Origin of the sequence: Duganella levis (genome assembly GCF_009857605.1) — a bacterium.
In the GTDB taxonomy this organism is placed as follows: Bacteria; Pseudomonadota; Gammaproteobacteria; order Burkholderiales; family Burkholderiaceae_D; genus Rugamonas; species Rugamonas levis.
Map to the genome: position 1 here is coordinate 640,024 of NZ_WWCT01000001.1, position 20,179 is coordinate 660,202.

At 64.6% G+C, this 20,179-nt stretch carries 16 protein-coding genes; 8 read left to right on the plus strand and 8 right to left on the minus strand.

Features of this window, described 5'->3' with window-relative positions; all coding sequences use genetic code 11:
• Positions 1–60: 60 nt before the first annotated feature.
• The 3 genes from GTP69_RS02810 to GTP69_RS02820 are packed head-to-tail and all read right to left on the minus strand — an operon-like array spanning position 61 to position 2,308.
• Complete coding sequence (locus GTP69_RS02810) at positions 61–429, minus strand: DUF3325 domain-containing protein (protein WP_161053423.1); 369 nt, start codon at positions 427–429, stop codon at positions 61–63.
• 5 nt (positions 430–434) lie between these two features.
• The gene (locus GTP69_RS02815; RefSeq protein ID WP_161053424.1) at positions 435–2,027 is read right to left on the minus strand and encodes a PepSY-associated TM helix domain-containing protein; all 1,593 of its coding nucleotides are present in this window, start codon (positions 2,025–2,027) and stop codon (positions 435–437) included.
• Complete coding sequence (locus GTP69_RS02820; RefSeq protein ID WP_161053425.1) at positions 2,024–2,308, minus strand: DUF3649 domain-containing protein; 285 nt, start codon at positions 2,306–2,308, stop codon at positions 2,024–2,026. Before GTP69_RS02820 ends, GTP69_RS02815 begins: the two co-directional genes overlap by 4 nt.
• A 280-nt stretch (positions 2,309–2,588) precedes the next feature.
• Between GTP69_RS02820 and GTP69_RS02825 the strand changes: the two genes are divergently transcribed.
• Positions 2,589–4,652: a TonB-dependent receptor gene (locus GTP69_RS02825; RefSeq protein WP_371867774.1), complete on the plus strand. Its 2,064-nt coding sequence runs from the start codon at positions 2,589–2,591 to the stop codon at positions 4,650–4,652.
• Here the strand turns inward: GTP69_RS02825 and GTP69_RS02830 are convergent.
• Entirely contained in the window at positions 4,595–5,125 is a 531-nt protein-coding gene (locus GTP69_RS02830; protein WP_161053427.1) for an NAD(P)-binding protein, read from the minus strand. The genes GTP69_RS02825 and GTP69_RS02830 overlap by 58 nt on opposite strands.
• 52 nt (positions 5,126–5,177) lie before the next feature.
• Between GTP69_RS02830 and GTP69_RS02835 the strand changes: the two genes are divergently transcribed.
• On the plus strand, positions 5,178–6,107 hold the full coding sequence (locus GTP69_RS02835) for a MerR family transcriptional regulator (protein ID WP_161053428.1): 930 nt from the start codon (positions 5,178–5,180) through the stop codon (positions 6,105–6,107).
• A 9-nt stretch (positions 6,108–6,116) separates the two neighbouring features.
• Positions 6,117–7,643: a cryptochrome/photolyase family protein gene (locus tag GTP69_RS02840; protein ID WP_161053429.1), complete on the plus strand. Its 1,527-nt coding sequence runs from the start codon at positions 6,117–6,119 to the stop codon at positions 7,641–7,643.
• Here the strand turns inward: GTP69_RS02840 and GTP69_RS02845 are convergent.
• On the minus strand, positions 7,640–8,644 hold the full coding sequence (locus tag GTP69_RS02845) for a LacI family DNA-binding transcriptional regulator (protein WP_161053430.1): 1,005 nt from the start codon (positions 8,642–8,644) through the stop codon (positions 7,640–7,642). The genes GTP69_RS02840 and GTP69_RS02845 overlap by 4 nt on opposite strands.
• A gap of 112 nt (positions 8,645–8,756) precedes the next feature.
• Here GTP69_RS02845 and galB point away from each other — a divergent pair, with 112 nt between their 5' ends.
• Both galB and GTP69_RS02855 read left to right on the plus strand, forming a co-directional pair.
• Positions 8,757–11,420: a beta-galactosidase GalB gene (gene galB / locus GTP69_RS02850; protein WP_161053431.1), complete on the plus strand. Its 2,664-nt coding sequence runs from the start codon at positions 8,757–8,759 to the stop codon at positions 11,418–11,420.
• Between the two features lie 26 nt (positions 11,421–11,446).
• A complete protein-coding gene (locus tag GTP69_RS02855; RefSeq protein ID WP_161053432.1) occupies positions 11,447–13,441 on the plus strand; it encodes a glycoside hydrolase family 43 protein in 1,995 nt (664 codons plus the stop codon).
• A 9-nt stretch (positions 13,442–13,450) separates the two neighbouring features.
• Here the strand turns inward: GTP69_RS02855 and GTP69_RS02860 are convergent, their stop codons facing one another.
• The 3 genes from GTP69_RS02860 to crcB all read right to left on the minus strand — a co-directional run bounded on the left by GTP69_RS02860 (position 13,451) and on the right by crcB (position 17,297).
• Entirely contained in the window at positions 13,451–15,583 is a 2,133-nt protein-coding gene (locus GTP69_RS02860; RefSeq protein WP_229260774.1) for a hybrid sensor histidine kinase/response regulator, read from the minus strand.
• A gap of 189 nt (positions 15,584–15,772) precedes the next feature.
• The gene (locus GTP69_RS02865; RefSeq protein WP_161053434.1) at positions 15,773–16,876 is read right to left on the minus strand and encodes an NADH:flavin oxidoreductase/NADH oxidase; all 1,104 of its coding nucleotides are present in this window, start codon (positions 16,874–16,876) and stop codon (positions 15,773–15,775) included.
• 40 nt (positions 16,877–16,916) lie between these two features.
• Positions 16,917–17,297: a fluoride efflux transporter CrcB gene (gene crcB, locus GTP69_RS02870; protein WP_371867775.1), complete on the minus strand. Its 381-nt coding sequence runs from the start codon at positions 17,295–17,297 to the stop codon at positions 16,917–16,919.
• 300 nt (positions 17,298–17,597) lie between these two features.
• Between crcB and GTP69_RS02875 the strand changes: the two genes are divergently transcribed.
• The 3 genes from GTP69_RS02875 to GTP69_RS02885 are packed head-to-tail and all read left to right on the plus strand — an operon-like array spanning position 17,598 to position 20,169.
• Entirely contained in the window at positions 17,598–19,022 is a 1,425-nt protein-coding gene (locus tag GTP69_RS02875) for a cytochrome ubiquinol oxidase subunit I (protein ID WP_161053436.1), read from the plus strand.
• The gene (gene cydB / locus GTP69_RS02880) at positions 19,022–20,044 is read left to right on the plus strand and encodes a cytochrome d ubiquinol oxidase subunit II (protein WP_161053437.1); all 1,023 of its coding nucleotides are present in this window, start codon (positions 19,022–19,024) and stop codon (positions 20,042–20,044) included. The genes GTP69_RS02875 and cydB overlap by 1 nt, the downstream gene beginning before the upstream one ends.
• The gene (locus GTP69_RS02885) at positions 20,044–20,169 is read left to right on the plus strand and encodes a DUF2474 domain-containing protein (RefSeq protein ID WP_161053438.1); all 126 of its coding nucleotides are present in this window, start codon (positions 20,044–20,046) and stop codon (positions 20,167–20,169) included. The genes cydB and GTP69_RS02885 overlap by 1 nt, the downstream gene beginning before the upstream one ends.
• The last annotated feature ends 10 nt before the right edge of the window (positions 20,170–20,179 follow it).

Below are 20,179 nucleotides of genomic sequence, written 5' to 3' on the forward strand. Positions count from 1 at the left end.
GTAGGGACGTGCGGGGACAACGACGAGACATCGTGATTACTCCAAGGTGAAAAAACGGTTTTAAATGAAGGCGCGGCCGAGCAGCACAAGCGTTACGGCGACGGCACTGACACCGCCGGCGGCCCAGCCCACGCGCACCATGGCGCGCGTGGCGTAGCTGAGCACCAGCACCAGACCGACCGCCGCAGCGGTCAACATGCCGGCCCAGGCGACCCAGCCTTGGGAAGCGCCCCAGACGGAAAGGCAAACCAGCAGCGACACCAGCAAGCCACCACTGCCCGACCAGCGCAGCCGGCGGCGCGTCTGGTCGCTCGGCAGGTTGCCGCGTCCATGCAAGGCTTCCCAATGACGATCCATGGCCAGGCTCAAGGCCGTGAAGCCGCCGGCGGCGCTGGACAGCGCGGCGATGATCGCTAGAGCATTCATCATCGTCGTCATACCGCCACCTTCGCCATCTTCATCTTGACGGGCGCCTTGGCGGCGCCCAGCCGCTTGCAGGCCCACAGCAAGGTGCAGCCGAACAGCAGCGCGACCAGGTCGAAGCCCGCCACCGGCCACAGTCCCTGCGCCATGCTGGCAAACAGTCCGGCGCCGCCGGTCAGGGGATTCAGCACCGGCAGCAGCGCAAACAGCACGCCCGCCACCGCCAGCTGGATGCGCCACATCCAGCGCACCGGGAATGCCAGCGCCAATACGGCGGCAATGCCCCATGCGGTGAAGAAGCATTGGATTTCGAGATCCGGCCGTCCTTGCAGTCCCACCGGCACCAGGCGGTTCGCCCAGAAGAACACACTCATCGCAATCATCAGGCCGGCGATGCCGCCGAGGTTCAGTCCATCCACCAGACGCAGCCCGAAACCGATGCTGCCATTGGCGCGCGCCTTCAGATGCTTGGGGCGTTCCTTGACGGCCCACAGCAGCACGCCGGTAGCCACCATGGCGCAGCCGGCCAGGCCGGAAAGGAAGAACAGGCCGCGCAGCAGCGGGCTGGCGAAACGGCCGATGTGCAGGCCATACATCACGCCGCGCGTTTCTACCGCTGCGCCGCCGGGTTTGGTCATGTCGGTCAGCAGGCCGCCGCTGACGCCATCGAAAGTCAGCGTCGGCAGGTTGTTGCTGATGCCGTGTGCATCCTGCTGCGTCAACGTCACGCTGGCCGCGCTGTCACCTGCCAGGTTGACGGTGATGCGGCCGACCGGCGCGCCGTCCCACAGCTTGCTGGCCTGCGCCACCAGCGGCGCCAAAGGCGTCAGCGGCGCGTGAATGCCGCTGGCTTTTGCGTCGGCTTTGGGGCCGCCATTCAGGTCGGCGTAGAAGGCGTCGCGTTCCGGATAGACCGCGTTCAGGCCTTGTGGCAGGTACATGAACATCAGCGTCACCAGGCCGGTGTAGGTGATCATCAGATGGTATGGCAGCGCCAGTACGGCGGTGGCGTTGTGCGCATCCAGCCACGAACGCTGGCCTTTACCGGGCCGGAAAGTGAAGAAGTCCTTGAAGATGCGCTTGTGCGTGACGATGCCGGAGAAGATCGCCACCAGCATGAACATGGCGCAGATGCCGACGATCCAGCGTGCCCAGATCACCGGCATGTAGTGCATGTCGAAGTGCATGCGGTAAAAGAAATCACCGCCGCGCGTTTCGCGCGCCGCACTCATTTCCTGACCGGTGACCGGATCGACGCTGACGTTTTCAAAACGGCGACGGCCGCGCGGCTTGGCGCCATCCTTAGCCGGCGCCGGCGCCCAGCTGGCGCGCACGCTCGGTTCGCGTTCGCTCGGCAGCGTGATAAACCAGCGCGGGCTGCTTGACGCGCGCTGCTCCAGCAATTGCTGGATGCGGGTCGCAGCCACGCCCTGCTCCACCACTTCGTGCGAATCCTGGTGCAACTCGGGTTTCATCCACAGCGTTACCTCATCGCGGAAATAGCTGATGGTGCCACAGCAGAACACCATGAACAGCACCCAGCCGACCAGCAGGCCGGACCAGGTGTGCAGCCATGCCATCGATTGACGGAAGCCCTCTTTCATACGCCGCCTCCCAGCCAGATGATTGCGCCCAGCAAGAGGCCGGCAGCGAGCAGGCCCAGCCAGGCTTTCAAGGCGGTGCTGGCGGCGAAGCACCACATCACGGCGCAAGGCATCACCACCAGCCCGGTCAGCGTGGCGGCCACCACGCGGTCGACCGCGTGGCCCGGAAGTATCAGTGCGAGAGCGGTAACCGCCAAGGAGGAGACAGCGTAGCCGCCGCCGACAGCCGCCAGTGCGCGCGAGGCGACCGCAAGCCGGTAGTGCATCAGGATTTGCATCATAAAGAAGGTGTTACCTGATTGCCGGCGGGGTAAGGTAAGCTTAAATGTAATTGATAATTATTCTCATTCTAGTTATACGATGACGAAGTTGTCAAGTTTGCGGGTTCATAATCTAGTACTTTTAGTAGAACACAGCGGTTACAATAGGAATGATAATAGCAATCATTCTCAACGCAACCACACCATCATGCCTCGCCTTTCACCTTTGACTCTTTGCGTCCTGTCCGCAATTTATACCCTTCCCGCCCACGCACAGACCGCCGATGAACCGGTACAGTCAGTGGTCGTCAGCGCCTCCGCCGACGCTTCGGCCGCCGGCCTGTCCAAGACTTTTGGTGGCGGCCAGGTTGCCAAGGGCGGCCGGGTCGGCCTGCTCGGCACCATGGATTTGATGGATACGCCGTTCAACAGCACCAATTTCACCCAGCAGTTCATCCAGGACCAGCAGGCGCACAGCGTGGCCGACGTGCTGCAAAGCGATCCGGGCGTGCGCGTGGCGCGCGGCTTCGGCAACTACCAGGAGGTGTATATCATCCGCGGCTTCCCGGTCAACTCGGACGACCTCGCCTACAACGGCCTGAACGGCGTGCTGCCGCGCCAGTACATCGCCGCCGAATTGCTGGAGCGAGTGGAAGTCTTCCGTGGGGCCAACACCTTCCTGAACGGCGCGACGCCGGGCGGCGGCGGCATTGGCGGCGCAATCAATCTGCTGCCGAAACGCGCGCCGAACGCCGACCTCAACGAAGTGTCGGCCGGCCTGCAAACCGGCAAGCAGACCTATCTGGCTACCGACATCGCGCGCCGCTTCGGCGATGAAAAACGCTTCGGCGTGCGCGTCAACGCCGTGCAGCGCAAAGGCGGTTCAGGCGTCGACAACGAAGACCGCGACCTGCAAATGGCCGCCATCGGCGCCGATTATCGCGGCCGTGGCTTCCGCCTGTCGGCAGACTTGGGCTGGCAGAACAGCAAGCTGTATAACGGCCGCCCGGCGGTCAACGTCGGCGCCGGCCTGGCCGTTCCTGCGGCGCCGGATGCGTCGGCCAACTACGGCCAGCCGTGGGATTTTTCGAGTGAACGCGACGTCTTCGGCACGCTGCGCGGCGAATGGGACATCAGCAAGGACGTGGTGGCGTGGGCTGCCTTCGGCGGCCGCCAGGGCAATGAGTTGAACCGCCTTGGCAGCACCTTGAACCTGACCACCGCCGCCGGTGCGGGTCAGCTGCGCCGCTTCGACAATGCGCGCGAAGATCACATCAAGACCGGTGAACTGGGCGTGCGCGCAGAACTGCATACCGGCCCGGTAAGCCACAAGCTGGCGCTGACCACCACCGGCTTCGATCTGGATTCGCGTAACGCCTACGCCACCTCGGCCTACCAGAACACCACCCTTTACAACCCGCCAGTGATGGTGCTGCCAGCCCTGACCACCTTCGGCAACAGCATGGCCGACCCGCGCACCACCAACAAGGTGACGCTGGTGAGTGAAGCGGTGGTGGACAGCATGGGCTTCTTCAACGATACGCTGCTGGCCACGGTCGGCGTGCGCCATCAGAACATCAAGCAGCAAGGCTTTGCCTACAACACCGGCAAGCAAAACGCCTACTACAACGAAGGCGCCAACACGCCGATCGCCGCCATCGTCTACAAGATCACGCCGCAGGTGTCGGTGTACGCCAACCGCGTGGAGAGCTTGCAGCAAGGCGCGATTGCTGGCTCCACCGCCGTCAACGTCGGCCAGATTTTCGATCCGTACAAATCGGTGCAGAAGGAAGCCGGCGTCAAGTTCGATGGCGGCCGCTATGGCGCCACCGCCGCGCTGTTCACCACCAGCCAGCCTATGAGCGTGCTGAATCCGACCACCAAAGTGTTCAGCATCGAAGGCGAACAGCGTAACCGTGGCATGGAACTGACCGCTTACGGCGAACCGCTGCGCGGCCTGCGCGTGCTGGGCGGCGCCACCTTCCTCGACGCCACGCAGCAGCGCACCGCCGGCGGTCTTACAGACGGCAAGGACGTGATCGGCGTGCCGGATACGCAGATGAACGTAGGCGTGGATTGGGATGTGCCGGCCGTACGCGGTTTCAGCGTTTCGGCGCGTGTGCTGCATACATCGTCGCAGTGGGCCAATGCAGCCAACACGCAGCAGCTGCCGTCGTGGAATCGCCTGGACCTGAGCACGCGCTACGAGTTCAAGGTGGCCGATCACAGCGTGGTGCTGCGTGCCCGCGTGGACAACGTCACCGACAAGAACTACTGGGCCTCGGCCGGCGGCTCGCAAGGCACCGGCTATCTGGTGCTCGGCGCGCCGCGTACTTTCGGCCTGACCGCGTCCATCGAATTCTGATCCGACGCCCGCTGGCTGAGCATCCGGGCCGCAAGCGCCCTGCCGCTCAGCCAAGCATCACCTTCCTGCCCGCCGCACAGCCAGTCGCCACACAGGCCAAGCTGCACGGCGGGCAGCCAGATACATTGATCGCTCGACGGCAGCATCGCCGCGACCTCCATTGCCGTAGCCGGCAGCAGGGGCGCCAGCAAGGCAGCCGCTTGCGGCGCCGGCAGCGCCAACACCAGCGCGTCGAAATCACCCGCATGTGCGCCAGCCTCCAGCGAGGCGATGCGCCAGCCGCCTTCGTGCCCCTCGTGCCAGATATCGCAGACCGTGGTGGCGGCGTCGAACAGCGTCACCCTGCATGCATCGCTTTGCAAATGCCGCGCGCATGACATGCCTGCCGCGTCGGCGCCGATTACCGCTACATTGAATTGAGTCACATTCATGGGCGGGAGTATATCGGCGCTGATGGCCACGTTGCGCTTCAAGGCCGGTTCAATCCCGGTTCATGCTAGCATTTCGTTATGGAGGATCGCTAGAATGAACCAGAAGATGACGAAGGGCTATCGCAGCGGCGTGGCCGCCCGCCTGGCAGGACTGCCGGTGGAAACGCTGCGCGTGTGGGAACGGCGCTATGGCGTTTCCGATGTGGACCGTTCACCGCAAGGCCAGCGCCTGTATTCCGCTGAACAGGTGCACCGGCTTGGATTGCTGAAGCGCGTGGTCGATCAGGGCCACGCCATCGGCACCGTCGCCAGACTGGATGCCGCCGAGTTGGCCGCACTGGCGGGTGTGCAGGCGGCCAGCGGCGTGCAATCGTTGAAGCTGGCCGTGGTGGGCGCCGCGCTGGCACAGCGTCTCAGCGCCACGCGCACCACGCCGTTGCTGGAAATCGTCGCCGTGTGTGCACAGCTGGACGACGCCGAACAGGAACTGGCCGGCACCAGCGCAGACGTGCTGCTGATCGAAGCGCCGGAAATGACGGCCGACGCCATGCCGCAAATACGCAGCTTGCGCCGCGCCGTGCCCGCCAAGGCCACCGTGGTGCTGTACAGGTTCTGCGACAGCGCCACCGTGCGGCGCCTGCGCGAACATGGCTGCCTGGTGGCGCGCTCACCGTCAGACGCATCGGAAGTGGCCGTGCTGTGCAACACCGCCCTCACCGGCGCCGCGCTGCCCCCGCCAGGGCCGACCAAGCCCGCCGCGCCGCGTCGCCTGAACGATGAAGAACTGGCGGCGCTGGCGGCCGCCTCGTCCAGCATCAACTGCGAATGCCCGCGCCACCTGGCCGACATCCTGCTGATGCTGTCGAGCTTTGAACGCTACAGCGCGCAGTGCGCAAACCGCAACGCGACCGACGCCGCCATGCACGAGGACCTGGCCCGAAGCGCCGGCCACGCCCGCATGCTGATGGAAGACGCACTAGAACGACTGGCCTACGCGGAGGGATTGCCCATGCCGGCCAGATGACAGGAAACGATGAGACTCAAACTACTACTTGGCGACCAGCTGAATCATGAACACAGCTGGTTCACCCGCCCGCAAGACGATCAAATCTTTGTCATGATGGAAGTACGGCAGGAAACCGACTACGTCCTGCATCACGCACAAAAGATCATCGCCATCTTCGCCGCCATGCGCGACTTTGCCCGTCGCCTGCGAGACGCCGGCCACCGCGTGGACTACCTCGCCATCGACGATGCCGACAACCGCCAGTCCCTGCCCGCCAATCTGGACTACCTGCTGGCGCATTACGGCGCCACCGAATTCCACTGGCAAGCGCCGGATGAATGGCGGCTGGACCGTCAACTGGCCGACTACGCCGCCGCCCTTGCCATTCCGGCATGGATGGACGACACCGAGCATTTCTACACCGCGCGCGACGAAGCCGCCCGCATCTTTGAAGGCCGCAACAGCTGGTTGATGGAGCACTTCTACCGCCGCATGCGCGGCAAGCACGGTGTACTGATATCAGAAACCGGCAAACCGGCCGGCGGCCAATGGAACTTCGACCACGACAACCGCGAAGCGTGGAAAGGCCTGCCGTGGGAACCGTCCGACTGGCGCGGCCGCCACGATCACAGCGCATTGTGGGACACCATCCAGGCATCCGGCGCCAAGAGCTTCGGCGAACCGAATGCAGACAACTTCGCCTGGCCGCTGAACCACGAGGAAGCCTTGCAGCACCTGGATAACTTCATTGAGCAGGCTCTGCCCCACTTCGGCCGCTTCCAGGATGCGATGAGCGTCAAGGCATGGCGCCTGTTCCACTCGCTGCTGTCGTTCGCCATGAACGTCAAGCTGCTGTCGCCACGCACCGTGGTGGAACGGGTGGAAGCCGCATGGCGCAATGGCACGGTGCCGGTGGCGTCGGCCGAAGGCTACATCCGCCAGATCCTCGGCTGGCGCGAATACGTGCGCGGCGTCTACTGGCACCGCATGCCGGGCTACGACAAGTTGAACGCCTTCGGCCACACCACGCCGCTGCCATGGTGGTTCTGGGATGGGAAGACGCGCATGCGCTGCGTAGCGGCGGCCATCGGCCAGTCATTGGAGCATGCGCACACCCACCACATCAACCGCCTGATGGTGATCGGGAATTTCGCGCTGCTGGCCGGCCTGTCGCCGGAAGAACTGCATCGCTGGTATCTGGGAATTTACATCGACGCCTTCGAATGGGTGGAGCTGCCCAACACGCTTGGCATGAGCCAGTTCGCGGACGGCGGCCTGCTGGCCACCAAGCCTTACGTCTCCAGCGCCGCCTACATCGACCGCATGAGCGATTATTGCAAGGGCTGCCATTACGATAAAAAGGCGCGTCTCGGTGAGCGCGCCTGCCCTTACAACGCCTTGTACTGGGATTTCTTCGACAGGAACCGGAACAAGCTGGCGGACAACCAGCGCCTCGGCATGGTCTATCAACAGCTACGACGCATGGATGGCGGCGCGCTGACTGCGCTGCGCGAACGGGCCGCCGACCTGCGCGCCAGGGTGGAAGAACTCTAGGTGCTGCCGCGCTGTATCAGTTCAAAACCGGTGTTGACCACGCGCTCCGCCGGCGCTGATTCGGCGCCGCTGGTGAGCCGGTCCAGCAAGGCTTGCGCCGACAGCGCGCCAATCTTCGCACCATCCACCTTGACGGTGGACAGCGGCGGATTGGTGTACTCGGAAAAATTCAGATCGCCGAAGCCCATAATGGCCAGGTCTTGCGGCACGCGCAGGCCGCGGCTTTGCGCCTCGATCAGCACACCGTGCGCCAGCGTGTCCGAGCTACAGAAAATCGCGTCCAGTTCCGGATGTTCGTCCAGCAGCTTGATCGCGCCGAGACGGCCCTGCGGCAAGGCGCCCGGCGCCTGCACCACGTGCGAGGCGATCACGCTGGCGCCATGCTTGGCAATCGCCACCTGGAAGCCTTGCGTGCGCTGGCCGGCGCGCGGGTCGTTGGCGGTCAGCATGGCGAAGCGGCGGTAGCCCTGCTTCAGCAAATGCTGCGCGCACATATGGCCCACTTCTTCGTGCGAAAACCCGATGGCCATGTCGATCGGATGCGGTGTCAGATCCCACGCCTCCACCACCGGCGTACCGATTTGCAGCAGGCGCTGACGCGTGCTGTCGGTGTGCAGTGAACCGGTGAGGATGATACCGTCCGGCCGCCGGCTCAGGATCGTCTCGACCAAGATCTCTTCGCGCCAGGTTTCATAGCCGACGATCCCCAGCAGTAGCTGGTAGCCGGCGGCGGTCAGGCGGTCGGTCGCGCCCTGCACCATTTCAGCGAACGTCTGCGTGGAAATGGTCGGCAGCACCAGCGCCACCAGCTTGCTGCGGCTGGAAGCCAGCCCGCCGGCCAGCATATTTTTTACGTAGCCGGTGAGCTTGACGGCTTCCTGGACCTTGGCCAAAGTCGCCGGCTTCACCAGATGCGGCTCGTTCAATGCGCGCGATACCGTGATCGGCGAAACGCCCGCCGCCTTGGCGACATCGATCAGTGTGACGGGGGTGGCAGGCATCGGTTCTTTCGTTATTGTTGATAGCGGAATCATTCTATCCAATTGACATCGCACTCACAACTACCTACACTCCAAAATGATTGCGCTACCATAACCATAAAAAGGAGACATCTTGAGACCGCATCGTTACCTGGGCCTGACGCTGGCAGCCCTGCTGCCACTGACTTCGCTGGCCGCCGACCGCCATGCCATCAACGACGGCTGGCGTTTCCAGCGCGGCGATCCGCAAGGCTATGCCGACCAGCTGCAATACGATGTGCGGCCCGAGATCAAGCAAAGCGCCGACGGCAAAGTGGCCGATGCGCGTCCGGACGAGGCGGAAAAAGTGCAGCGCTCCAGCGACGGCTTGCTGAAGCCTTGGATACTCCCGAGCGGTAACGCCTTCGTCGCGAACCCTGCGCGCCGCGCGCAACGGCCGGCTGCCGATCCGGCCATGACGCCGCCGCTGCTGGCCGCCGGCTTTGACGACCACGATTGGCGAGCGGTGACGCTGCCGCACGACTGGGCCATCGAAGGCCCCTTCCTCGCCACCGGCCCATACGGCGGCATGGGCCGTTTGCAGACCTGGGGCCCGGCGTGGTATCGCAAGAAGCTGGACATCCCGGCACGCGACAAAGGCAAGTCCATCTTCCTCGACATCGACGGCGCCATGTCCTATGCCACCGTATGGCTCAACGGCCGGCTGGTGGGCGGCTGGCCTTACGGCTACAACTCCTTCCGCCTCGACCTGACGCCTTACGTCACGCCGGGCGGTGTCAATCAACTGGCGATCCGCCTCGACAACCCGGCCGAATCGGCACGCTGGTATCCGGGCGCGGGCCTGTACCGCAATGTGTGGCTGACAGTCGCCGATCCGGTGCATGTGGCCCACTGGGGCACAGTGGTGCGCACGCCGCAGGTTTCGGCCGAAGTCGCGCAGGTCGAGCTGGCTGTCACCGTCGACAACGACGGCAAGGATGCGGCCACGCTGGACGTCGGCACGCAGCTGTATGCGCTGGATGACAACGGCAAGCGCACCGGCCCCGTGGTCGCCACGCTGCCGGCGCAGCGCGTCAGCGTCAATGCGCGCAGCAGCGCCACCGTCAACGCCAATACCCGCGTGACGCAACCGCGCTTGTGGGGACCGCTGCCGCAACAACGTCCCAACCGCTACCTCGCCGTGACCACCATCAGCCGCAACGGCAAAGTGGTGGATACGCAGGAAACGCCGTTCGGCATCCGCACGCTGCGCTTCGACGCCAATCAGGGCATGTTCGTCAACGGCGAGAAGATCATGATCAATGGCGTCAACAACCATCACGATCTGGGTGCGCTGGGCGCTGCCTTCAACCTGCGCGCCGCCGAGCGGCAGCTGCAAATACTGCAGCAGATGGGCGCCAACGCGGTTCGCATGAGCCACAATCCGCCGGCGCCGGAACTGCTGGAACTGACCGACCGCATGGGCATCCTGGTCATGGACGAAGTATTCGATTCGTGGGAGCGCAAGAAAACGCCGCTCGACTTCCACCTGATCTTCCCCGACTGGCACGAGCAGGATTTGCGCGCCATGCTACGCCGCGACCGCAACCATCCGTCCATCATCATGTGGAGCGTGGGGAACGAGGTCGGTGAGCAGTACACCGGCGACGCCGGCGCGGCCATCGGCAAAAAACTGGTGGACATCGCGCACGAAGAAGATCCGACCCGGCCAGCCACCGGCGCCATGAACTACGCCAAGGCCGACATGCCCTTGCCGGCCACGGTGGACGTCATCAGCCTGAATTACCAGGGCGCCGGCATCCGCAGCCTGCCCGGCCAGTTCCCCAACTTTCACCAGAAGTTCCCGGACAAGATGATGCTGTCGACCGAAAGCGCGTCGGCGCTGAGTAGCCGAGGCGAGTACCAGTTTCCAGTGCCGGGCGTGATCAGCGCACCGGTGCGGCCTGGCGCAGGCGGTGATCCAAAACGCCAGCAGGTCAGCGCCTATGAGTTGTTCGCCGCCGATTTCGGCAGCTCGGCCGACCGTTCGTGGGCGGCGCAGGACCAGAATCCTTACGTGGCCGGCGAGTTTGTCTGGACCGGTTTCGATTATCTCGGCGAGCCAACGCCCTACTACGGCGCGCGCAGCTCCTACTCCGGCATAGTTGACCTGGCAGGCTTCCCGAAAGACCGCTACTACCTGTACCAGTCGCGCTGGCGGCCGGACCTGCCGCTCGCGCACCTGCTGCCGCATTGGACCTGGCCGGAGCGCGTGGGCGAAGTCACGCCGGTGCACCTGTTCACATCGGGCGACGAGGCGGAGTTGTTCGTCAACGGTAAATCGCAGGGCCGCCGCAAGAAGGCGCCGTATGAGTACCGCCTGCGCTGGGACTACGTGGTGTACGAACCGGGCGAAATCAGCGTGGTGGCCTATAAGGACGGCAAGGAGTGGGCACGCGATACGGTGAAGACGGCGCAAGCGGCAGCGCTGCTGGAAGCAAAAGCCGACCGCAGCACCATCGCCGCCGACGGCCAGGACCTGTCCTTCATCACCGTGCGCGTCACCGACGCCAATGGCGTCACCGCCCCGCGCGCGGACCAGCGCATCCGCTTCACAGTGGAAGGCGCGGGCGAACTGGTGGCCACCGATAACGGCGATCCGACCAACCTCGAATCATTCAAGTCGCCCGAGCGCGCGGCGTTCAACGGCCTGGCGCTAGCCATCGTCCGCGCCAAGCCGGGACAGAAAGGCGCCATCACGGTACGCGCCAGTGCGGAAGGTTTGCGCAGTACGGAGGTACAATTGCGTAGCAAATAACAAATAAATAACCAACCGGGGAATCGATGAAGAAAGCCATGTATGCAGCGCTGCTGTTGGCCGCGCTGTCGTTCACCGCCCGTGCACAGCCGGCGCCCCGCACCTGGACGCCGGATAACGGCAACGGCACCTTCACCAATCCCCTGTTCTACGACGAATTCTCCGACCCGGACATCATCCGGGTCAACGACTGGTTCTACCTCACTGGCACCACCATGCACGCCATGCCTGGCCTGCCGGTGCTGCGTTCGAAGGATCTGGTGAATTGGGAATTTCTCGGCTATGCCGCCGACCGGCTGGACTTCGGCCCCGCCTATCGCCTCGAAGACGGCAAGAATATCTACGGCCAGGGCATCTGGGCGCCAAGCCTGCGTTATCGGAACGGCGTGTTCTATATCTTCACCAACGTCAATGGACGCAGCACGCAGATCTACTCCGCCATCAATCCGCGCGGACCCTGGGCGCATTGGGAGATGAAGCGCAGCCTGCACGACTTGTCGGTGCTGTTTGACGATGACGGCAAGGCTTATGCCGTCTGGGGCCATCAGGACCTGCACATCGCCCAGCTCACCGACGACCTTCTGGACATCGTGCCGGACACCGAACAGGTGCTGTTCTCGAAGACCGACGGCATGGGCGAAGGCGCGCATCTCTACAAGATCGGCGGCCGCTATTACATCCTGAGTTCCAATTATGCCGGCGGCTTCCGCATGCCGGCCGCGCGCGCCAACCGCGTGTTTGGTCCGTATGAGGTCAATCAGGCGATCAGCAAGGACGAAGGCTTCGGCATGGTGGGCGGCTACCGTTTGAAGAACAAGCAGTACCCGTTTGAAGTCACGCCGCCCAATCCCGCCGCGCGCGACACCACGGCCATGCACCAGGGTGGCATTGTGGTGACCGAGGCCGGCGAATGGTGGGGTTTCTCGATGATGGACTATAACTCTGTCGGCCGCCTGCTCAGTCTTGCCCCTGTAACCTGGCAGGATGGCTGGCCGTATTTCGGCCTGCCCGGCAACCTGGGACGCAATCCGCGCACCTGGGTCAAGCCGCGCGTGGCGGAGCCGCAGCAGGTCAAGACGCCGTTCACGCGCAGCGATGATTTTGCCGACGCCGCGCTCAAGCCTATCTGGCAATGGAACCACGCGCCGGTGGACGACAAATGGTCGCTGACCGAACGTCCCGGCTTCCTGCGCTTGCATGCGCTGCCGGCGCCTTCGTTCTGGGAAGCGCGCAACACGTTGACCCAGCGCGCCATCGGCCCGCAGTCCTCGCCCACGGTGGCATTGGACGCGGCGCGCCTGCTGGAGAACGATGTCGCGGGACTCGGCCTGCTTAACCTGCCCTACGCGACCCTGGGCGTGGAAAAGAAGGAAGGCAAGCTGTCGCTGCTGCTGTTCGACCAGGCGCGCAACGAGAGTACCCGCGTTGCCCTCAGCGCCGGCAAGGTGTGGCTGCGCGCGGATTGCGACTTCCTCACCGAGAAGGCGCGCTTCAGTTATTCGCTGGACGGCGAAAACTACCGGACGATCGGCGACGAGTTCACCATGATCTTCCAGCTGACTACCTTCCAGGGCGTGCGTTACGCGCTGTTTGCCTACAACACCGGCAACCAGAATGGCGGCATGGCGGATTTCGCCAGTATCGACATCGCGCAGCCCAATCCACGCGGATTGATGCGGCCTATCCCTTACGGTCAGCAGATCCGCCTCGGCTCCAGCGCCGGCCTGCAAACGCCGCTGACGGTGGTGGACATGGGCTATGGCCGCGCCGCCCTGCAATCAGGTCCAAGCTATGTGACAGTAGCAGCAGACAGCAGCGTATCGTTCCAGCAGGTGCGGCCGGGCATTGCGCAAAGCTTCCAGTGGATGGAGACGCCCACCGGTGAGTTGGTCCTGATGTCGCTGGCCACCAACCGCTATTTGCGCATCGATCCGCAGAATGGCGCGGTGAAGGCCGACAGCCCCGGTCCTGCACCCGATGGCAAGGACGGGGTGCGCTTCAACTGGGTGCTGGTGAAATAGGCTAAGCCGCTACGGTGCTATCGGCGCTGTGGCGCGTTGCAGGTCCGCCAACGTGGCCGGCTTGGTCAGATGCAGGTCGAAGTTGGCCGCGTAGGCGCGCTCCACGTCTTCTTTTTGACCGTAGCCGGTCAACGCCACCAGCCGTACCGGTGTGCCGGCGGCCTGCTGGCGCATCGCGCGCGCCAGCGCGTAACCGTCCATGTCGGGCAGGCCGATATCGAGAATCGCTACCTCCGGCACCTGCTGCCGCAGCGCTTCCAGTGCGCCGGCGCCGTTATGCGCCACGCGGACTTGATGGCCCATCAGCTCCAGCAGCGCGGCGCCAGTGGCGGCGGCGTCGATATTATCGTCGACCAGCAGCACACGCAGGCCGCCGGGGCCACTGGCATGCGCCGGCGATGGCGCGTTCACTGGCGCGGCCACCAGCGGCAGGGTCACTTCAAAGCGGCTACCCTGCCCCGCGCCGTCGCTGCTGGCCGTTACCTGGCCGCCATGCAGCGCGACGATCTTGCGCACGATGGCCAGGCCGAGACCCAGGCCGCCGGTGCGCCGCGCCAGCGATTGCGGCGCCTGCTGGAACGGCTCGAACACCCGCGCCAGCAATTCCGCACTCATGCCGATACCGTTATCGGTGACCACCAGCCGCGCATTGTCGCCGTCCTTGGACAGCGTGACCTCGGTGGCGGTGCTGCCGAAACGCGCGGCGTTGGACAGCAGATTATTCAGCACCTGCGTCAGGCGGCTGTCATCGCCCTGCACCCACAGCGACTCCGGCGCCGACAATGACAGCGACTGTTCCGGCGCCGCCGCCACCGCGTGCCGCACCACCTCGGCCAGATTCACCGGCTGGGCGTCAATCTCGAATTTGCCAGAGGTGATGCGCGAGACGTCCAGCAGGTCATCGACCAGCCGGCGCAGATGGCTGACCTGGCGCCGCATCATGCCCCGCTCCTTGCGGCTGGCCGGTTCATCGCGCCGGTCCAGCAGATCGAGCGAAGTAACGATGGGACTCAACGGATTGCGCAGCTCATGGCCCAGCACCGCCAGGAATTCATCCTTGGCGCGGCCGGCCTGACGCGCTTCGTCCAGCGCCAGGTTGAGCGAATCGAGCAGCAGCGTACGTTCGCGTTCCTGCGCGCTGCGCTGGCGCTCTGCCTGCTCCAGTCCCTTGCCGATTTCGGCGATTTCGGTAATCGATGATGGCGCAATCACCAGCGGCGCACCGGAACCCAGCGCAGCCGCGCTCTGTTGCAGCGCCTCGATGGCGGCCACGATGCGGCGCGACAGCAGCGACGCCAGGCCGAAGCACATCAGCAGCGACACCAGAATACCGGCGCCATACACGCCCAAGCTCTGGAACACGGCGGCATGCCGCTGTCCGGCCGGCCGCGCCACTACCGCCACCCAGCCATAGTGCGAGGCGGTGGTGTACGCGGCCGTCATGTCCTGCCCTTCGCGCGTGTAGGCCAGGCCAACGCCTTCCTCGCCGTTGATGCGCATCAGCTGCACCAATGACGGGCTGGGCGCCTGCCCGACAGAAGTGTCCTGGTTCTGTGAACGGGCCACCACCGCCAGCGCACCGTCGCGGATTGCCGTCACCGCGCCGCCGGGCGCCTGCTGGCGCTCGATCAGCCGCACCATGCGGTCGGGGCGGATCACCGCCGTCAGTGTGTACAGTTTGCCATCGGCGGCGGTCACCGGCACCCTCACCGGGAACGCGGGACGACCGCGCACGCCACGGGCGATGCGGCCGGCGACCGGGCGACGCGTGGCCAGCACCGCGCGCAGGCTGTCCGGATCGACCACCGCACCAGCCGGCGCGCCGTAATCGTCCATGGTGCGGAACAGGATCTTGCCGGCATCGTCGGTCAGGATGATGCCCAGCCATTCCGGCTGGCCCTTGACCAAGATACTGGCCACGTCGTAGAAGCCGCGCAGGTCGACGTCTTGCAGCGTCGGAGAGTGACCGAGGCCGGTCAGGGTTGACACCACGCCGTCCAGTTCCGCATCCGCCGCGCTAGCCACCGCGCGCGCCAGGTCCAGCATCAGCCGCTCCTGGTCGCGCTGCTGGTATTCGCTAACCGTGTGGATGCCCCACGCGCCCAGCAGCGCCAACGGCAGCAGTCCGATCGCGGTCAGCATGATCAACAAGTACCGCAGAGGGAACAAAAACCGGGGCCGAGTGGGCATAAAGTTAAAGAATCAGAAGAAAAAGAGCCGGAGCAGGGTCATAAGCCTTTGATTATATATGCTTTCGCATGCAACATTTATTGGGATCACCGGCCTGCCGGCCGGCGATACGGATGCGGTGGCGCTTGATGAGCGCTGCAATTAGCTGCGGAACAGGTGCGGATACTGCTCCGGCTGGCAACGTTGATACTGATTCGCTGCGCGCACATGGCCACCCAGCTCGGCCGCCGCGTGCCATGGCCAGCGCGGATCGTACAGCACGGTTCGCGCCAGCGCGATCAGGTCGGCGTCGCCAGTGGCAATGATGGCTTCGGCCTGGACAGGCTCGGTAATCAGGCCGACCGCCACCACCGGCACATTCACCACGCTGCGCACCGCGCGCGCCAGCGGCACCTGGTAGCTCGGTCCGACCGGAATCTGCTGGTTGGGATGCAGGCCGCCACTGGAAACGTGGATCGCATCGACGCCACGCGCCTCCAGCATCTGCGAAAACACCTGCGCCTGCTCGATGTCGAAGCCGCCCTCCACCCAGTCGGTGCCGGAAATGCGCATGCTGACCGGACGATCAGCCGGAAACACCTCGCGCACCGCCTCAAACACTTCCAGCGGGAAGCGCGCGCGGTTCTCCAGCGAGCCGCCATATTCATCCGTGCGGTGGTTGGACAGCGGCGACAGGAACTGGTGCAGCAAATAGCCATGCGCGCCATGCAGCTGGATCAGATCGATGCCGATATCGGCGGCCCGGCGCGCGGCGGCCACGAAGGCTTCGCGCACTTCCCGCATGCCGTGCTTGTCCAGCGCGACAGGCGGGACATAATCGCCGCGCCACGCCACAGCGGACGGCGCCTTCGTCTGCCAGCCGCCCGGCTGGCCCGGCGCCACCTGCAAGCCGCCCAGCCACGGCGCGCGCACCGAGGCCTTGCGGCCGGCATGGCTCAACTGCACGCCAACCGGCATATTCGACCAGCGCCGCACCGATTCGACCACGCTGCCCATGGCAAAGGTGGTGGCGTCGTCGTACAGGCCAACGTCGCCGTCGCTGATGCGGCCTTCCGCCAGCACCGCCGTCGCTTCAATGGTCAGCAGCGCGGCGCCCGATTGCGCCAGCTGGCCGAGGTGCATCTGGTGCCAGTCGTTCATGCAACCGTCGACCGCCGAGTATTGGCACATCGGCGCGATGACGATGCGGTTTTCCAGCGTGAGGCCGCGAATTTGCAGCGGCGTGAATAACTTGGGGTGGCTCATATAGTGCTCCTTGTATAACCGATGTGAAAAGATCCGCCGCTCAACCCGGCCCGCGAATCAGGGAAACGCTGGCCATACCCGCCACCGTCATAATCAGTGAACCGCCGACATGCAGCAGCACCATGGCCGCCGACCAGCGCAGCCGGCCGTCGCGCAACAGCGCCAGCAGCTCGGCGGCGAAGGTCGAAAAGGTCGACAGCCCGCCCGCCAGGCCGGTGATGATGAACAGCGTCCACACCGGCGGCAGGTTCAAGCCGTCGAATACGGCGGCAGCAACGCCGACAAAATACGCCGCCAGCAGATTGGCGCACAGCGTGCCGATCGGGATATTCGCACCGTCGCTGTTCAGGCTCAGACTTAAGCCAGAGCGCAGCAGCGCGCCGATCATGACGCCCACGCTGACCGCGATTATTGAGTACACTGCATTCATCCTGCGGACCGTTGTTGTCTGACCGGGCTGTAGTCTAGCCCCTACAGGCGATGGCCTCCACCACCGAAAGGCCTATGTCTGCCGGAGCGGGTTATGCCCCCTGAGGCTGGGTAGCGCCGGACTCACCAAAGGACATAGCACCGCGCCTCCCCTATGCGAATTTCGCAGCGCCCCGTCCGCCACTATGATGGCAGTTGATCGTGCGGCAGGGCGTTACAGACGCCCGCCGCCCGACGTCCATCAACGGCGACGCTGCCGGTCATGCCGACACGGCGCATTGGGAGAACACTCATGTTAGGTTTTACGGCCCTGGACTTGGCCCGAATACAATTCGGCTTCACGGTCTCCTTCCACATCATTTTTCCGGCCTTGTCGATCGGCCTAGCCAGTTACCTGGCGGTGCTGGAACTGTGCTGGCTGCGCACCAAACGCGAGGTGTACCGCGATTTATATCACTTCTGGCTGAAGATCTTTGCCGTCAACTTCGGCATCGGCGTGGTGTCCGGCATCGTGCTGGCTTACCAGTTCGGCACCAACTGGAGCTTCTTCTCGCAGTTCGCTGGCGGCATCACCGGGCCGCTGTTGACGTATGAAGTGCTGACCGCGTTCTTCCTTGAAGCCGGCTTCCTTGGCGTGATGCTGTTCGGCTGGAACCGCGTCGGCCCCGCCCTGCACTGCTTCGCCAGCGTAATGGTGGCGATCGGTACGCTGATTTCCACCACCTGGATCCTCGCCTCCAACAGCTTCATGCAGACGCCGCAGGGCTACGCCATCGAAAACGGCGTGCTGGTGCCGGCCGACTGGCTGGAAGTGATCTTCAATCCGTCGTTCCCTTACCGCCTGCTGCACATGAGCGTGGGCGCCTTCCTCGCCACCGCGATGGTGGTGGCCGCCGTCGGCGCCTGGCATCTGCTGCGAAAAAACGATACGCCGGCGGTGCGCACCATGTTCTCGATGGCGATGTGGATGCTGCTGGTGACCGCGCCGCTGCAAGCGCTGCTGGGCGACGCCCACGGCATCAACACGCTGGAACACCAGCCGGCCAAGATCGCCGGCGTGGAAGGCCACTGGCAGAACCAGGGCGACGAGCCGCTGCCGCTGATCGTGTTCGCCATCCCCGACATGGAAAACGAAACCAACCACTTCCAGATCGCCATTCCGCGCATGGGCAGCTGGATCCTGACCCATACCTGGGGCGGCCAGATCAAGGGCCTGAAGGATTTCCCCAAGGAAGACCGGCCTAACGCCACCATCATCTTCTTCACCTTCCGCGCGATGGTCGGGCTGGGCATGGCGATGATCGCGCTGGCCTTGTGGGCCGCGTGGCAGCGCCGCCGCCACGCCATGTATTCGTCGCCCTGGCTGCTGCGCGTCACCACGGTGATGGGACCGGCCGGCCTGATCGCCATCCTGGCCGGCTGGTACACCACTGAAATCGGCCGCCAGCCGTGGGTGGTGTACGGCCTGCTGCGCACCAAGGATGCGGTCTCCGCCCATGCGGTCGGCACGCTGGCGCTGTCGCTCGGCCTGTTCATCCTGGTGTATGCGTTTGTGTTCGGCGTAGCGATTACCTACATCTTCCGCCTGATGCGCAGCGGCCCGGCGCGCTTCGACCCCGGGCATGCCGCTACCGGCGGCCCCGGCCAGGCCCACACGCCAAGCCGGCCGCTCTCGGCCGCGCCGGACCAGATTTCCACCAATGGGAGTGCACAATAATGGGTATCGACCTTTCCGCCATTTGGGCGGTCATCATCTTCATCGGCGTCTTCATGTACGTGGTGATGGATGGCTTTGACCTGGGCATCGGCATGCTCTACCCCTTCGTGCCGGACCGCCACGAGCGCGATGTGATGATGAATACCGTGGCGCCGGTGTGGGACGGCAACGAGACCTGGCTGGTGCTGGGCGGCGCCGCTCTGTTTGCCGCCTTCCCGCGCGCCTACGCTATCGTGCTGAGCGCGCTGTACCTGCCGCTGATCTTCATGCTGCTGGGGCTGATCTTCCGTGGCATCGCCTTCGAGTTCCGCTTCAAGGCGCTGGACCATGAGCGCCATATCTGGGACAAGGCCTTCATCGGCGGCTCGCTGACGGCGGCGTTTTTCCAGGGCGTGTCGCTGGGCGCCTATGTGCATGGCATCGCCGTGGTCAGCACCCCAGCCGGGCCGCAGTACGCCGGCGGCGCGCTGGACTGGCTGCAACCGTTTCCCATCATGTGCGGCCTGGGCGTGATGGTGGCCTACTCGCTGCTGGGCTGCACCTGGCTGATCTTCCGCACCGAAGGCGAACTGCAAAAACGCATGCTGAGCACGGCGCGGCCGCTGGCCCTGCTGCTGGTACTGGCCATCATCGCCGTCAGCATCTGGACCCCGCTGGCCGATCCCGACGTGGCGGCGCGCTGGTTCACCATGCCGGGCATGCTGTGGTTTGTGCCGGTGCCGGTGCTGGTGGTGGTCGGCGTGGTGTTGCTGCTGCGCTCACTGGCGGGCGACGCACCGCTGCATGGGCCGTTCCTGGCGTCGCTGGGCCTGATCTTCCTCGGCTATACAGGACTGGCGATCAGCATCTGGCCGAATATCGTGCCGCCGACCATCTCGATCTGGGCCGCCGCTTCGCCGCCAGCCAGCCAGGGCTTCACGCTGGTCGGCACACTGGTGATCCTGCCCATCATCCTCGGCTACTCGTGCTTCTCGTATTACGTCTTCCGCGGCAAGGTCAAGCTTGGCGAGGGTTATCACTGATGGCGGCGCGCCTGTGGATGGGCCGGCTAGGATGGCTGGCGCTGATCTGGGGCCTCAGCGTGACGGCGCTGGGCGTCGTCGCCACGCTGCTGCATTGGCTGATGCGCGCGGCCGGCATGCATTAAAGGAGCAATC

Excerpts from the sequence above, each read along its gene's own strand:
- GTP69_RS02865 (WP_161053434.1), bottom strand. The coding sequence starts at position 16,876 with ATGAGCCACCCCAAGTTATTCACGCCGCTGCAAATTCGCGGCCTCACG.
- GTP69_RS02875 (WP_161053436.1), top strand. The coding sequence starts at position 17,598 with ATGTTAGGTTTTACGGCCCTGGACTTGGCCCGAATACAATTCGGCTTC.
- GTP69_RS02810 (WP_161053423.1), bottom strand. The coding sequence starts at position 429 with ATGATGAATGCTCTAGCGATCATCGCCGCGCTGTCCAGCGCCGCCGGC.
- GTP69_RS02845 (WP_161053430.1), bottom strand. The coding sequence starts at position 8,644 with ATGCCTGCCACCCCCGTCACACTGATCGATGTCGCCAAGGCGGCGGGC.
- GTP69_RS02855 (WP_161053432.1), top strand. The coding sequence starts at position 11,447 with ATGAAGAAAGCCATGTATGCAGCGCTGCTGTTGGCCGCGCTGTCGTTC.
- GTP69_RS02815 (WP_161053424.1), bottom strand. The coding sequence starts at position 2,027 with ATGAAAGAGGGCTTCCGTCAATCGATGGCATGGCTGCACACCTGGTCC.
- GTP69_RS02840 (WP_161053429.1), top strand. The coding sequence starts at position 6,117 with ATGAGACTCAAACTACTACTTGGCGACCAGCTGAATCATGAACACAGC.
- cydB (WP_161053437.1), top strand. The coding sequence starts at position 19,022 with ATGGGTATCGACCTTTCCGCCATTTGGGCGGTCATCATCTTCATCGGC.
- GTP69_RS02860 (WP_229260774.1), bottom strand. The coding sequence starts at position 15,583 with ATGCTGACCGCGATCGGACTGCTGCCGTTGGCGCTGCTGGGCGCGTGG.
- GTP69_RS02835 (WP_161053428.1), top strand. The coding sequence starts at position 5,178 with ATGAACCAGAAGATGACGAAGGGCTATCGCAGCGGCGTGGCCGCCCGC.
- GTP69_RS02820 (WP_161053425.1), bottom strand. The coding sequence starts at position 2,308 with ATGATGCAAATCCTGATGCACTACCGGCTTGCGGTCGCCTCGCGCGCA.
- GTP69_RS02885 (WP_161053438.1), top strand. The coding sequence starts at position 20,044 with ATGGCGGCGCGCCTGTGGATGGGCCGGCTAGGATGGCTGGCGCTGATC.